The sequence below is a fragment of the Ectopseudomonas chengduensis genome, assembly GCF_900102635.1.
GTDB lineage: Bacteria > Pseudomonadota > Gammaproteobacteria > Pseudomonadales > Pseudomonadaceae > Aquipseudomonas > Aquipseudomonas chengduensis.
The window spans coordinates 1-13277 of record NZ_FMZQ01000002.1 but is presented as its reverse complement, the minus strand read 5'-3'; the positions used below and the strand labels follow the sequence as shown (position 1 = coordinate 13277).

11 protein-coding genes are annotated in these 13277 nt (G+C 63.8%); 4 read left to right on the top strand and 7 right to left on the bottom strand.

The annotated features are described in order from the left end of the window. Positions 1-5: 5 nt before the first annotated feature. From BLS08_RS04615 to rlmF, 3 genes are all read left to right on the top strand, one after another. The gene (locus BLS08_RS04615; protein ID WP_021488685.1) at positions 6-302 is read left to right on the top strand and encodes a winged helix-turn-helix domain-containing protein; all 297 of its coding nucleotides are present in this window, start codon (positions 6-8) and stop codon (positions 300-302) included. A gap of 30 nt (positions 303-332) precedes the next feature. Beyond that, positions 333-2162, top strand: a complete 1830-nt coding sequence (locus BLS08_RS04610) for an SLC13 family permease (protein WP_055984872.1) — start codon at positions 333-335, stop codon at positions 2160-2162. A 169-nt stretch (positions 2163-2331) separates the two neighbouring features. Continuing rightward, complete coding sequence (gene rlmF, locus BLS08_RS04605) at positions 2332-3333, top strand: 23S rRNA (adenine(1618)-N(6))-methyltransferase RlmF (protein ID WP_055984869.1); 1002 nt, start codon at positions 2332-2334, stop codon at positions 3331-3333. Between the two features lie 148 nt (positions 3334-3481). On the opposite strand, the gene BLS08_RS04600 is transcribed toward rlmF, so the two are convergent. Together BLS08_RS04600 and BLS08_RS04595 are read right to left on the bottom strand one after the other, a co-directional pair. Further along, positions 3482-4726 carry an SLC13 family permease gene (locus BLS08_RS04600; protein WP_017675218.1) on the bottom strand — a complete coding sequence of 415 codons (1245 nt, stop codon included), beginning with the start codon at positions 4724-4726 and terminating at the stop codon, positions 3482-3484. An 87-nt stretch (positions 4727-4813) separates the two neighbouring features. Continuing rightward, positions 4814-5593, bottom strand: coding sequence for a substrate-binding periplasmic protein (locus tag BLS08_RS04595; RefSeq protein ID WP_017675219.1), 780 nt, complete (start codon positions 5591-5593; stop codon positions 4814-4816). A gap of 274 nt (positions 5594-5867) precedes the next feature. Here BLS08_RS04595 and BLS08_RS04590 point away from each other — a divergent pair, with 274 nt between their 5' ends. Further along, positions 5868-6656: a substrate-binding periplasmic protein gene (locus BLS08_RS04590; protein ID WP_017675220.1), complete on the top strand. Its 789-nt coding sequence runs from the start codon at positions 5868-5870 to the stop codon at positions 6654-6656. Between the two features lie 59 nt (positions 6657-6715). Here BLS08_RS04590 and BLS08_RS04585 read toward each other — a convergent pair whose 3' ends face one another. From BLS08_RS04585 to BLS08_RS04565, 5 genes are all read right to left on the bottom strand, one after another. Further along, on the bottom strand, positions 6716-7258 hold the full coding sequence (locus BLS08_RS04585; RefSeq protein WP_017675221.1) for a hydrolase: 543 nt from the start codon (positions 7256-7258) through the stop codon (positions 6716-6718). 2 nt (positions 7259-7260) lie between these two features. Beyond that, positions 7261-10695, bottom strand: coding sequence for an AAA family ATPase (locus tag BLS08_RS04580; RefSeq protein ID WP_017675222.1), 3435 nt, complete (start codon positions 10693-10695; stop codon positions 7261-7263). 53 nt (positions 10696-10748) lie between these two features. Beyond that, positions 10749-11114 carry a hypothetical protein gene (locus BLS08_RS04575; RefSeq protein WP_026088408.1) on the bottom strand — a complete coding sequence of 122 codons (366 nt, stop codon included), beginning with the start codon at positions 11112-11114 and terminating at the stop codon, positions 10749-10751. A gap of 70 nt (positions 11115-11184) precedes the next feature. Beyond that, positions 11185-12282 carry a GGDEF domain-containing protein gene (locus BLS08_RS04570; protein ID WP_017675224.1) on the bottom strand — a complete coding sequence of 366 codons (1098 nt, stop codon included), beginning with the start codon at positions 12280-12282 and terminating at the stop codon, positions 11185-11187. Positions 12283-12367: 85 nt separating this feature from the next. After that, a complete protein-coding gene (locus BLS08_RS04565) occupies positions 12368-12973 on the bottom strand; it encodes an HD domain-containing protein (protein WP_017675225.1) in 606 nt (201 codons plus the stop codon). Positions 12974-13277 lie beyond the last annotated feature (304 nt).

Genomic DNA, 13277 nt, shown 5'->3' with positions numbered 1-13277 from the left:
TCAGCATGCAGACGAGCAAGACCCGCACCAGTTTCTACCGCCGCCTCTACGTCGCCTGGCTGATCGACAGCGGCCAGGCCGTCAGCGTGCCGGCGCTGATGGACGCCACCGGCATGCCTCGACGTACCGCGCAGGACACCCTTGCCGCACTGGCCGAGCTGGATATCGACTGCCAGTTCGAGCAGAGCGAGGGTGAACGCAACAACGCCGGCCACTACCAGATTCGCGACTGGGGCCCGATCGACAAACGCTGGATCGCCGCCAACCTGCAGCAGATCAAAACCACGCTCGGTTATCCCTGAAATAATCGCTCCACACCTCTTGGAGCTGCGATGAATCCGGATCTGCTCTGGGTGCTGGGCCTGCTGGCCGGCGCCGTCACTCTTTTCGTCATCGGCAAGCCACGCATGGACGTGGTCGCCCTGCTGGTGCTGGTCGCCCTGCCGCTGAGCGGCGTACTCGACCTGCAACAGACCCTGGCCGGTTTCAGCGACGCCAACGTCATCCTCATTGCCGCGTTGTTCGTCATCGGCGACGGCCTGGTGCGCACTGGCATCGCCTACCGCCTGGGCGACTGGCTGGTGACCAAGGCCGGTAGCAGCGAGACGCGCCTGCTGATTCTGCTGATGCTGGCGGTGGCCGGCCTGGGCTCGGTGATGAGTTCAACCGGTGTAGTGGCGATCTTCATCCCCGTGGTGCTCGGTGTAGCTGCGCGCCTGCGCATCGCCCCGGCGCGACTGATGATGCCACTGGCCTTCGCCGGCCTGATCAGCGGCATGCTGACGCTGGTCGCCACACCACCAAACCTGGTGGTGCATGCCGAACTGCGCCGCGCCGGCCTGGATGGTTTTGGCTTTTTTGATCTCACCCCCATTGGCCTGGCGGTGCTGCTGCTCGGCATCGGCTACATGCTGATCGCCCGGCGTTGGCTGGTACGCATGGACGCTGGTGAAGGAGGCGAGCCGCCACGCCTGACCCTGGCCGATCTGGCCGAGCGCTATAGCCTGAGCGAGCGCGAACGGCGCCTGCAGGTACGCGCCGACTCGCCCCTGGCCAATCAGGTACTCAACGAACTGCAACTGCGTCGTGATCATGGCATCAACGTCATCGCCATCGAGCGCCGCCAGCGCCTGCGCACCCTGTTGCTGATGGCCAACGGCAATACCCTGCTGGAACCGGGCGACGTGCTGCTGGTGGATATCGCCAGCCCCACCATCGGCCTGCTCGGCAGTTACCAGGCCCTGGGCCTCGAGCCCATGCCGCTGCCGCATTCGTATTTCAGCCTGCACGCCCATGAACTGGGCCTTGCCGAAGTGGCGCTGCCGCCGGAGTCGCAACTGCCGGGCAAGACCATCCAGGAACTGGGCTTTCGTTCGCAGCACAAACTCAACGTGGTCGGCCTGCGCCGCCAGGGCCAGGCGCTGGAGGGCGTGCTGGTGGACGAGAAACTCAAGGCCTCCGATACCCTGCTGGTGGGCGGATCCTGGCGCGACATTCACCGCCTGCAGGGGCTGAGCCGCGATTTCCTGGTGCTCAGCCTACCGGCGGAAGTGGCCGAAGTTGCACCTGCCGCACGCAAGGCGCCCTACGCATTGCTCAGCCTGGCGGTAATGGTGCTGCTGATGGTCAGCGGCCTGGTACCCAACGTGCAGGCCGCATTGATCGCCTGCCTGCTGATGGGCGCGTTTCGCTGCATCGACCTCGATAGCGCCTACCGCGCCATTCACTGGCCGACGCTGATTCTCATCGTCGGCATGCTGCCCTTCGCCCAGGCGCTGCAGCAGACTGGTGGCGTCGAGCTGGCCGTGCAGGGCCTGGTCGGCGGCCTGGGCGATGCCGGGCCGCATCTAATCCTGGCCAGCCTGTTCGCCCTCACCGCGGTGATCGGCCTGTTCATCTCCAACACCGCCACGGCGGTACTGATGGCCCCGGTGGCCATCGCCACGGCGCAGGCGCTGGATGTGTCGCCCCTGCCCTTCGCCATGACCGTGGCCCTGGCTGCCTCGGCCGCCTTCATGACGCCGATCTCCTCGCCGGTAAACACCCTGGTGCTGGGACCCGGGCAGTACCGCTTCGGCGACTTCGTGCGCATCGGCGTGCCCTTCACCCTGCTGGTGATGATGGTCAGCGTGCTGCTGGTGCCGCTGATCTTTCCGCTGTAGGAGCTGGCTTGCCAGCGATCATCAGCTACCGCTGATCGCCCGCAAGCGGGCTCCTACAAGAGCAGAGACCTAGGGTGCGCCGCGCGCACCAGCTTCCCTTGTCCCGAATGCAGTGCGTGCCCAGCCCGACTATGGGAAAATCCGCGCCCCAATCGCTAGATGCCCGTTCATGCCCCAGCCGCCGAAACGCCCGCGCAAGCCCGCTCCCGCCGCCGTGAAAACCGCGCCGAGCAAGGGCGAGCTGCACCCTCGCAACCGTCACCAGGGGCGCTACGATTTTCCCGCGCTGATCAAGGCAAGTCCCGAGCTGGGCGACTTCGTCATCAGCAATCCCTATGGCAAGCCGAGCATCGACTTCGCCAACCCGGCAGCGGTCAAAGTGTTCAACCGTGCGCTGCTGGCGCAGTACTACGGCATCCGCCACTGGGATATTCCCGACGGCTACCTGTGCCCACCGATCCCGGGCCGCGCCGATTACCTGCACAACCTTGCCGACCTGCTGGCGAGCGACAACGACGGTCAGATTCCCCATGGCGAGAAGGTGCGAGCCCTGGATATCGGCGTCGGTGCCAACTGCATCTATCCACTGATTGGTCGCTGCGAATATGACTGGCAGTTCATGGGTACCGACATTGCCAGCGAAGCACTGGCATCGGCACGTGCCATCGTCGCTGCCAACCCGCAACTGGCCGGCGGCGTCGAGCTGCGCCAACAGGCCAATGCCGAACACATCTTCCTCGGCCTGCTGCAGGCGCAGGAGTATGTCGATCTGAGCCTGTGCAATCCACCCTTCCACTCCAGCGCCGCCGAGGCCACCAGCGGTAGCACGCGCAAATGGCGCAACCTGGGCAAGCTCGACCCCAAGCGCAAGCTGCCGGTGCTCAACTTCGGTGGCCAGGCGGCCGAGCTGTGGTGCCCGGGTGGCGAGGCCGCCTTTCTCAAGCGCATGGCCAGCGAAAGCGCACAGGTAGCCGAGCAGGTGTTGTGGTTCAGCAGCCTGGTATCCAAGGGCAGCAACGTCGAACTGCTGCAGGGCTGGCTGGCAAAGGCAGGCGCAGCCGAGGTACGCATCCTCGGCATGTCCCAGGGGCAGAAGCAGAGCCGCCTAGTGGCCTGGACGTTCAAGGATGCCGAAGAGCGCAGCGCCTGGCGCAACAACCGCTGGCGCTGAGCCGGCCAATTCAGCCAGGTAGGGTGTACCGGGCGGCGCTCCGTTCGCGCAGCAGTACGCCGACGCAACCCGCCAGCCACCGCCAATGGCGGACTGTTCGCTTAGGCTCCTGAGTCCGCCTACGCTCGGAGTCCGCCCTACGGCGCCGTTACCAGGGCAACCAGCCGCCCAGCGCCAGCCACAGCCCGGCCACCGTCATGCTCAGCAATGTCACCGGCACGCCGCTGCGCGCATAATCGACGAAGCCAAGCCTGACGCCCTGACGTTTCGCCCCTTCGGCGACGATCAGGTTGACCACGCTGCCGATCAATAGCAGGTTGCCGGCCAGCGTCGACATCACTGCCAGGCCGATCAGTACCGAGTGCGACAGCTCCGGCATCAAGCCCAGCAGCAACACCACGAAGGGCACATTGCCGATCAAGTTGCTCGCCAGCAGCGACGAGGTAGCAAGCGATATAACGCCCTGCGGCAACAACCCGTGCTCGGCCAGCCAGGCCGCACCATGCGCCAGCTGTGGCAACTGCAGCGCGGCGCCGCTGACCAGGAACAAGCCCACGAACAGCAACAGCAGGTTCCAGTCCACCTTGTTCACGTAGTCGCGGCTGTCCACCCGCCGCGACATCATCACCAGCACCGCGATCAACAGCGCCGATAGCTCGCGCGGCAGCGCCGTGGCGAACAGCGCCAGCAGCGCCAGGCTGGCCAGCAGCGGCTTGAGATAGCTGTGCGCGCCGTAGATATGCTCGACCGGCGTATCGTCCGCGGTCAGCGGCCTCGCTTCGCCCCAGCGATGACGCCACTGCAGCCAGATCACTGCGTAAACGATGGCCATCGCGATCACGGCGGGTGGCCCGGCCACGGCCACATAACCCCAGAAATCCAGACTGCCGGCCTGCCCAATGAGAATGTTCTGCGGGTTGCCGATCAGGCTCGCTGCCGAGCCGGCGTTGCACGACAACGCCAGCGCCAACAGAAACGGCCGCGGCTCCAGCCCGCGCAGATGCAGGCTGCGACACAACAGCGGAGTCAGGGCGAAGGCGACGATATCGTTGACCAGCACCGCCGAGAGCAAGCCACCCAGTAGCACCACGCCCATCAGCAGCACAGCCGGGCGCTCGGCATGCTCGGTCAGGTAGCGGTTGAGCCAGGCATACACCCCGGAAAAATCGAACTGCGCCGAGATCAGCATCAACGCCAACAGCAGCAACAACGCACCAGGGTCGAGATGATGGGCCGCATCCTCCATGCTCAGCGCACCGCTGACCAGCAACAGCACTGCCGCGCAGCAGGCGATCCAGCTGCGGTCGATGCGCAGGCCGCGAACACCGCCGGCAGCCATGCCCAGGTAGGTGAGAACGAACAGGCCGATGGTCAGCCAGGCAGCGAAGGTCATGCGCGATTCACCCGAACGGATGCATGTGAGAAGGAGCGGACTCTAGCGATGCCGAGGCGGCGCGGGAATAGCCCGGGCAAATTTTCCTCAATGGCCGGGCTGCGCCAGGTAAGCCTCTACGCGAGCCTGATAGGTCGCTGATTCACGCTGACGCTGAACCTCGCTCCAGATCCGCTCGGCCAACTTGGGGTCGCGCATCAGCAGCGCGTTGGACAGCATCAGGTAATAGGGCTTTTCCTCGAGCAGCTGCGGCAATTTTTCCACCTGCTGAGCCAGTTGCGGGTTGGCTTGCAAGACGAAATCACCGCGCATGGTCTGCAGGGCGACAGCATCGACTCGGCCGTGCACCAGCATCTGCAACAATGCCAGTGGGTCGCGGCTTGACTCGTCCACCTCCAGCCCGTGGGCCAGCAGCAGATCGCGAATGGAAAAACCGCTGAGCGAGCCGACGCGGCCAGTCACATGAGTGAAACGCTGGCCATCCCAGGACACCGCGCTGCCGATGCGGCGATACAGGGTATAACGCGAAGTGTGCAACCGCCTGAGCGCATCCGGGCGGCCACCAGCATCGGTGGGGTACCGGCCCATCTGCTGGCGCTCGAGTTTGAAGCTGGCGGCGAAGGCACCGTCGTAGAGCCCCTGCTGCATGCCTGAAAGACAGCGCCTCCAGGGCACCGCCACGTATACCACCTGCAGTTTTAGCGCCTGCTGTACCAGGTCGAGCAACTCCAGATTGAGTCCTGTGCCATCGGTCATCACCCAAGGGTAGGCGTTCTGATCCTCATGACAGAACGTCAAGGTTGGCTGGCTGCCATAACAGGTGCCGGCCAGCAGCCAGAGCAGGCAGTAATGCAGCGCTTTGTGCAAAAAACAGACTCCATCACCGGAATGCCTGACGATGGGCATTCGATCCGCGGTTTGCCACCGACTTCTTGTCCTGCTCCAAGCATAGGCATATTCGCCCAAAGCCGTCTGCAGCACCTGGAGGCGCCACCTGGCAAACGACTCCCCGGCACAGAGCGAAGCCAGACGCTAGGCTTGAATCATTCCACTGCCTCGTATGCGGGAGCATGACTGGGATCAACAGGGCAAAACGATTAAAGTGCCATCATCCTGTTGCCCGAGCTGTCGAGGACTACAGATGCGCCACGGCCTGCTGATTGTGCTGTTTAGCCTGTTCTGCTGCGGCCCTCTCGAGGCCGTCGAGACACCTTTGCTACGTATCAGCGCCGGGGAATGGCCGCCCTATCTGTCCGCCAGGGTCGAACGCCAGGGGCCGGTGGCTCATCTGATCAGCGACCTGCTGGCCGAGGAAGGCTATCGCGTCGAGTTCACCTTCCTGCCCTGGCCACGCGCCTACGCCGAAGCCGCCGCCGGCCGTTACGACGCCACGGCGGTGTGGATGCACAAGACCGAGCGTGAGGCAGACTTTCTCTTCAGCGCCCCACTGCTCGATGAACAGTTCGTGTTCTTCCACCTGAAAACGCAGCCCTTCGACTGGCGGCACTTCGATGATCTCAGCGGCATGACCCTCGGCGGCGGCCTGGAATACAGCTATGGGCCGGCGTTCGATGCCTTTCTCGCCAAGGAAAAAGTGCGCATCGAACGCGTCTCCAGTGACCGGCAGAACTTCGAGAAACTGCTCAAGGAGCGTGTGGTGCTCTACCCGCAGGAGCTCAACGTCGGCTACGCCGCGCTGCGTAACGAGTTTTCCAGGGAGGACGCCGAGCGCATCACCCATCACCCCAAACCGCTGCTGGTCAACCTCAGCTATCTGATGCTGCCCAAACGCCTGACGCAGAGTGAAACACTACGCGAGCGCTTCGACGCACGGCTGCAGCAGTTTCGCCAGGATGGCCGCTACCAGCAGTACTTCGACGCCCTACAGGCCGGCCACTACCAGCCCGTGCCGGAGCAGGCCAGCCCGTAGCCCGGATGCAATCCGGGGCAGCGCTAGCAGAGATTCCCGGATTGCATCCGGGCTACGAATCAGCGAATAAAACCGCTGCTGATCTCGCGAAACAGCTCGGTACCGGCCCGCTCCAGCCACTCGAAGGCGACCATCTCACGCGATACGATCACCGCCCCGGCACCTTCCATGCGCGCCAGGCCCAGTGCCTTGTCACGCGGCCGACGCGATCCCACTGCCTCGTCAACCACGAACACTTCACGCCCGGCCGCCAGCAGGCCCATTACCGTCTGCAGCACGCAGACATGAGTTTCCGTGCCACAGACGATGAACTGCTTGCGTTCACCACCCGGTAAGTCAAATACCCCTTCTCCTGCGGTCGCCGAGAAATGAATCTTCTCCCTTAGCCCCTCGCCCGGCAGCAGCTCATGCAGGCCTGCCTCGGTATAGCCCAGGCCCTTGGGATACTGTTCGGTAGCGATCACCGGCACGTGCAGGCGCTGCGCCACACGCACCAGCCACGAGGCCTGCTCGATCACCGCCGCGCCACCGTCGATGGCCGGCAGCAGCCGCTCCTGCAGATCGATCAACAGCAGGGTGGAATCCTTCGCTCGCATCAGCATCACTATGCTCCTTCCTTCACTGCAAAATGCGCATCGAGTCGGCTGTAGCCCAGGCCGACGCCCTTGTGCACCCGCAACTGCACGGGAATACGCTCCTTCATCGCCTCGACATGGCTGATCACACCGATGGTCTTGCCGCTGGCATTGAGGTTGTCCAGCGCATCCAGGGCCACCTCCAGCGTCTCGCCGTCCAGGGTGCCGAACCCCTCATCGAGAAACAGCGAGTCGATGCTGGTCTTGTGGCTGACCAGATCGGACAGCGCCAAGGCCAGCGCCAGGCTGACCAGGAAACTCTCGCCACCGGACAGCGTACGGCAGTCGCGCGCCACATCAGCCTGCCAGGTGTCGCACACCTCCAGCTCGAGTTCGCCGCTACCCTTGCGCGCCAACTGGTAGCGGCCGTGCAGGCGCGTCAGTTGGCGATTGGCCAGATGGATCAGGTGATCGAGGGTCAGGCCCTGGGCGAACTTGCGGAACTTGGCGCCGTCGGCCGAGCCGATCAGGCCGTTGAGCTGTTGCCACAGGCGCTGCTCACTCTCCTGCGCACTGATTTCGGCGAACAGCGCCTGCTGGCTGCTGCGCCGCGTCTCGTCGGCCTGCAACTGCGCACGCAGCTCGCCCTGGCGCTGGCTCAGTGCACGCAATTCGCTCTGCAGTACCTGCAACTGCTCATCCAGTTCACCAAGCGCCAGCTCTGTCTGCGGCGTGGCGCTGAGCTGCTGCAGCTGCGCGTCGGCGGCAGCCAACAGTGTCGAAGCCTCGGTCAAGGCACGCTCCACACGTGCCTGCAAAGCCGCCAGACGCTCTCGCTCGCCCTCTTCCAGCAGCGCGGCGAGAAACGCCGCAAGATCGCTGAAAGGACTGGCCGTCAGAGCCGTCAGCCAGTGCTGCTCGGCTTCGCTCGAGCGTTGCTGCAGCTGCAGCAACAAGGTCTGCTGACTCTGCACGCGGCCGCGCAACGCATCGCTTTCGCGCTGGGCACTGGCCAGGCTGTTGGCGGCTTCATTCAACGCCAGTTGCGGCTGTGCCGATGGCTCGGGTTCAGCCAGCGTCAGCGCACCTTCGTCCTGCCAGCGCTGTTGCCAGTGCCCGGCCTGTGTCTCGGCGTCGGCGAGCAGGCGCTGCGCCTCGCGCTGCTGCTCCTGCAGTTGCTGATCCTGCGCCTGGGCCTGCTGCCAGTCGCGCCAGGCCTGCTCCTGCTCGTCAAGCCAGAGGCCAGCGTCCGATGGCAACTCAACAGCAAAGCCCTCAAGACTGCTCAGCAGCACTTGCTCGTGATGCCGAAGCGCCTGCTGCAAACGCTGCAGGTCCTGGCCCTGCTCGGCTTGTCGCGCCTGCAGGTTCTCCTCATCACGCGCCAGTAGCGCCTGGCGCTGCTGCGCATCAGTCAACGCCCGCTCGGCCACTTCACGCGCACCACGCGCCTGTGCCAGTTGCGCCTGCCCGGCCTCGACCGAGGCGAGTCGCGTCTGCAGATGCGTCAGACTCTGCTCATGCTGGCGCTGCAATTCGCACAAAGCGGCACCGTCAGAAAGCTGCAAGGCCTGCTCGGTCAGTTGCTGCTGCCATTGCGCGTCCTGCTGGGCGGCCTGCTGGCTCGCCTGCTCCAGTTGCTGCTGAACCTGAGCGATCTGCGTGACCAGCCGGGTCAGCTCGTCACGCAGAATGCCGCCCTGGCTTTCCAGTTGCGCCAGTTCGTTGCGGCACTGCTCCAGCGCCTGGCGCGTGGCAGAGACGTTGAGCGCCTGGTACTGACTGACCGCCGGATGCTCGAGCGAACCACACAACGGGCAGGCTTCGCCCGGCTGCAGCTGGGCGCGGTAGGCTTCCAGATCCTGAATGCGCTGCTCCTGCTCCAGCAGCTTTTCCTTGTCGGCCTGCTGTTGCTTGAGCGCCTTGTAGCGCTCGCGCAGGCCGGTGATTTCATCGTTCTTGCGGGTGTGCTGTTGCTGCAACTGAGCCAGACGCGGGGTCAACTCGGCTATCTGTGCAGCCGTTTGCTCGCGGCTCTGCGCCAGCTGCTCCAGACGATCCAATACGCGCCCTTGCACTTGCAGTCGCTGCCAACGCTGGCGCAGTCCAGCCTCGTCGCCCTCGCCCAGCAGGGCCTGCAGCTCGCTCTGCTGTCTGGCCTCGCTGGCGCGCGCATCCTCCAGCCGCTTCAGCGCGTCGGCCTGCTGCACACCGAGCTGATCACGCTGCTGCTGCAAGGCGGCGAGCTGTTCACCCTCCTGCGCCATGCGTGCGTGCAGTGCCTGTTGCTCCTTGAGCAGTTGCCCGCGCTGATCGAACTGCACACGCCAACTACCCAGAAGCTCGCCCAGGCGTTCCCGTTGCGGCGCAGCGCTCATGCGTGCGTGCAGCGTTTCACGCTGCCCGGCCAGACGCTGCAGCTCCGCGTGACGCAGGCTCAGGCTTTGCTGGGCATAGCGGCTGGCCAGCCAGAGTTGCTGGTGCTCGCGCTCGGTGCTGTGGCGTTGCTGCTGATGCAGGTCATCCAGCACCTGCTGTGCCTGCTGCCTGTCCTGCTGCGCCTGCTGCCAGGCCAGATACAGCGGCTGCAATCGAGCTGCCGGCTCACTGGCGGCCAGGCGCTGCAGTTCACCGGCTGCCTCGTTACGAGCCAGCTGGGCCTGCTCCAGTCCGAGTCGCGCCTGCTCCCGTTGCTGCTCGGCCTGCTGTAGCGCCTCACGCCAACGGCGCTGGCTTTGCAGAGCTTGCTGCCGGGCCAGCAGCGGCGACTCCTCCAAGCTCAGACGCTGCTGCTCGGCCTGCAGCTCGGCGCGCTGCGCTTCGTCGAGCAACTCCATGCCCTGGGCGCGGCTTTTCAGCAGATTGAGTGCCTGTTCGGCAGCCTTGGTACGCTCGTAGACCTGTTGGGATATCTGCCCATACACCTCAGTGCCGGTCAGTTCCTCCAGCAGCTCCGCGCGCTGGTTGGCATTGGCTTCGAGAAACGCCGCAAAGCCGCCCTGGGCCAGCAGCATGGACTTGGTGAAGCGCTCGAAATCGAGGCCGGTCAGCTCGGCGGTGAGACTTTCCTTCTCGCGAATCTTGTCGGTGAGAATTTCACCATCGGCGATATGCGCCAGCTCGACCTTGGGCGCCTGCAACGCACCGTCGACCTTGTCCCGCGCGCGGCGCTGGCTCCAGAAGGCGCGGTAGCCCTGCCCCTTGACCTCGAACTCGACCTCGGCCAGGCAGTCGGCGGTATGCCGCGTCATCAGCTCGTTGCCACTGGCCGACAGCGTGCTCATGCGCGGCGTGCGGTGGTACAGGGCCAGGCAAATGGCGTCGAGCAAGGTGGTCTTGCCCGCACCGGTCGGCCCGGTGATGGCGAACAGGCCGCTACCGGCGAAAGGCTCGGCAGCGAAGTCGATCTTCCACTCGCCCTTGAGGGAATTGAGGTTCTTGAGGCGCAGGCTGAGGATTTTCATGCACAGGTCGTAAGCCGTTGAAGGCCGTCATTCTGGCATATCCCGGTAACGATTCAGTCGCGGCAATAACCCTCACCGCTGCGCACGGTCAGGCAGTTCTGTTTATCCAACAGCCATTTCATGCCGGTAGCTTCGCCGTCGGTGGCGCTGATGCTCTCCACCACGCCATCGCGCACGAAGACGATCTTCGCACCCTGCGCACGGCCGACGAAGCGACGCGGGCCGTCGAGGTTGGCGATGGTCAGGCGGTAGTCGGCCGGCGTGCCACTGATATCCAGGTAGGTACCCTCGGGCCCGTTCCAGCGCCCCAACCATTGCTCGGTCACTCTGGCATCCTGCTCACCGGACGACCTGGCGCAGCCGGCAAGCAGCAGGGGAACGGCCGCAGCCGCGAGAAGAAAGTGCGCAGTTCTGTGCATGGTGGTCTCCAAGGGAAGGGTTGCAGCGGTTTCGACCAGAGCCGCACATGAGCGGTTCAGGCCCAAGCACTCACAGTATCTCGATACGGTCACGGCCATTGGCCTTGGCGCGGTACATCGCCTGATCCGCACGCTCCATCAGGCAATCCAGGCTTTCGCCAGGACGATATTCGGCAATGCCGAAACTGGCGCTTTTGCGTTGCACCCGGTCGAAGGAAAAGCCGTTGATACGTTTTTGCAGGGTCTGCACCGCCTGCTCTGCGTGGGCAGCATCGATCTCCGGCAGGATGATGAGAAACTCCTCGCCGCCAAGCCGCCCGACCTTGTCCATCACTCGCACGCCGTCGCGCAGCAGCCCGGCGAACTGGCGCAGCACACTGTCCCCCACCGCATGGCCATGAGTATCGTTGACGCTCTTGAAGTGGTCGATGTCGATCAGCACCACCGAGAACGGCGTGCCGTAGCGATTGGCCCGCGCGACTTCCTCGATCAGAAAATGCAGCGTGCGCGAACGATTCCACAGCCCGGTCAGGCTGTCGACACTGGCGCTGAGGGCCAGGCTGTCCTGATGCAGGAACATGTGTTTGTGCGCCTTTTCCAGAAGAAAGGCGCTGAGCAGGCCGAAGGAGAATGACGCAAGAATCCAGATCAGGTGCAGGCGCTGCATGCCGGGCGTCAGCGAGTGCTCGAGCGTGACCAGCATAATCGCGGCCAGTGAGAACAATGCGGTAGCCATGGCACGCTTGAGCGCCAGCCCTGAGATAGCGAAGGTCCACATCAGGTTGAGATAGATTTCCGGCGCGTAAAAGGCAAAACGCGGTGAGCCGAAATTGAAGTAGAGATTGGACAGCACCGAGATAATGGGCGCGAGTGACAGCAACCCCAGCATCAAGGGTTGCCGCCTTGGCTGGAAACTCAGCAGCCCGATGGCCAGCAATGCTGCCGGCACCAGCAGCGCATGGACTATGAGCCGCGCGAAAGGCTGATCGGTCTCGACATTCTGCTCGATGGCGGCATAGATCAGATACAGCGCCGTGGTCAGAAAAGCGACGTAGCGAATCTGCGGAATCTTCGCCTGCAGATACCAGCACTCAAACGCCTGCCGAGTCGCTTCAGGCACTCCATGCAAAGGGTCAAGCGCACGCAGCAAGGCGTTGAACAACGGCACGTTCGCTCCCCTGTCGAATGGCCACTATTCACAGCATAGAACGCTTGTCGCGGCGAATGCGATGCAGACCTGGCTCAATCTCCTGTCAAATCACGCCAGCTAGATTGATCCGAGCCTGTGCCTCATGGCGCGCCCTGAAATGATCCGTGCTGTAGATAGTTGGGCGCGCCAGAAATGACTGAAGAACGCTGCGCCGCTTCATGCGATAGACAAAGCCCGGCACCCAGGCGTACTCGGCGCGCACCTGAGCGTCGTATTCGGCGAAACGCTCCGGCGTGGCGCCGAGAATGGCCAGGTCGATATCCACCAGCAACTGCTCATCCGGTTCGCTCGGCGTCGCATCATGCCGGGTGACCATGATCAGTTGCTCGACCCGCGCCAACGTCAACTGGCTGGCGTGACTGCTCGCCAGCACCCGGATGGCCCAATCTGCACTCAGGCGCTCGTTATCTTTGCCGCGCACGTCGTAGATGGCGTCATGGAACCAGAGCGCGATGGCCACCTCCCCCGGCTGCTGCGCCAGGTGCCGCGCCTGCTCGAAATGCATCAGGCATTCGCGCAGGTGTTGCAGCGAGTGATAGTGCCGCTGCGGCTCCTCATAGGCACGAACGAGCTGCTCGAACAGACCAGGCGGAGGCTGTAGGCCGAGATCTGACCAGGCGCGAGCCCAGGATGATGGCAGAGGGGTCATTTAGAGGTTCAATAGCGTATTGGTTAAGGGTCAGGCTTTAGCCGGAACCAGCGAGCCGGTTTGAACTAGCTGCTCTCCATTTCTAACTGAACAAGCTAGCAATCGCACTTGTTATACCTTCGATAACTGCTACGACTCCGTCGATCATGGCTTCAACAGTGCCGGTTATCACCTCCAGAACTCCCTCGCTGCTCTGAACAGGAAGTACAGCTGTTGCCGCTGACCGAAAACTGACCCAGTAGAGGCTGTTCTGCCGACTGAAAACTGACCCAGGTGTTCAACTGCTTCTGCTCAATTTTTGAGC

What these genes read in the sequence shown, in the direction of transcription:
- BLS08_RS04615 (WP_021488685.1), top strand. Translation starts at nt 6, where the DNA reads ATGCAGACGAGCAAGACCCGCACCAGTTTCTACCGCCGCCTCTACGTC.
- BLS08_RS04610 (WP_055984872.1), top strand. Translation starts at nt 333, where the DNA reads ATGAATCCGGATCTGCTCTGGGTGCTGGGCCTGCTGGCCGGCGCCGTC.
- rlmF (WP_055984869.1), top strand. Translation starts at nt 2,332, where the DNA reads ATGCCCCAGCCGCCGAAACGCCCGCGCAAGCCCGCTCCCGCCGCCGTG.
- BLS08_RS04600 (WP_017675218.1), bottom strand. Translation starts at nt 4,726, where the DNA reads ATGACCTTCGCTGCCTGGCTGACCATCGGCCTGTTCGTTCTCACCTAC.
- BLS08_RS04590 (WP_017675220.1), top strand. Translation starts at nt 5,868, where the DNA reads ATGCGCCACGGCCTGCTGATTGTGCTGTTTAGCCTGTTCTGCTGCGGC.
- BLS08_RS04585 (WP_017675221.1), bottom strand. Translation starts at nt 7,258, where the DNA reads ATGCTGATGCGAGCGAAGGATTCCACCCTGCTGTTGATCGATCTGCAG.
- BLS08_RS04580 (WP_017675222.1), bottom strand. Translation starts at nt 10,695, where the DNA reads ATGAAAATCCTCAGCCTGCGCCTCAAGAACCTCAATTCCCTCAAGGGC.
- BLS08_RS04575 (WP_026088408.1), bottom strand. Translation starts at nt 11,114, where the DNA reads ATGCACAGAACTGCGCACTTTCTTCTCGCGGCTGCGGCCGTTCCCCTG.
- BLS08_RS04565 (WP_017675225.1), bottom strand. Translation starts at nt 12,973, where the DNA reads ATGACCCCTCTGCCATCATCCTGGGCTCGCGCCTGGTCAGATCTCGGC.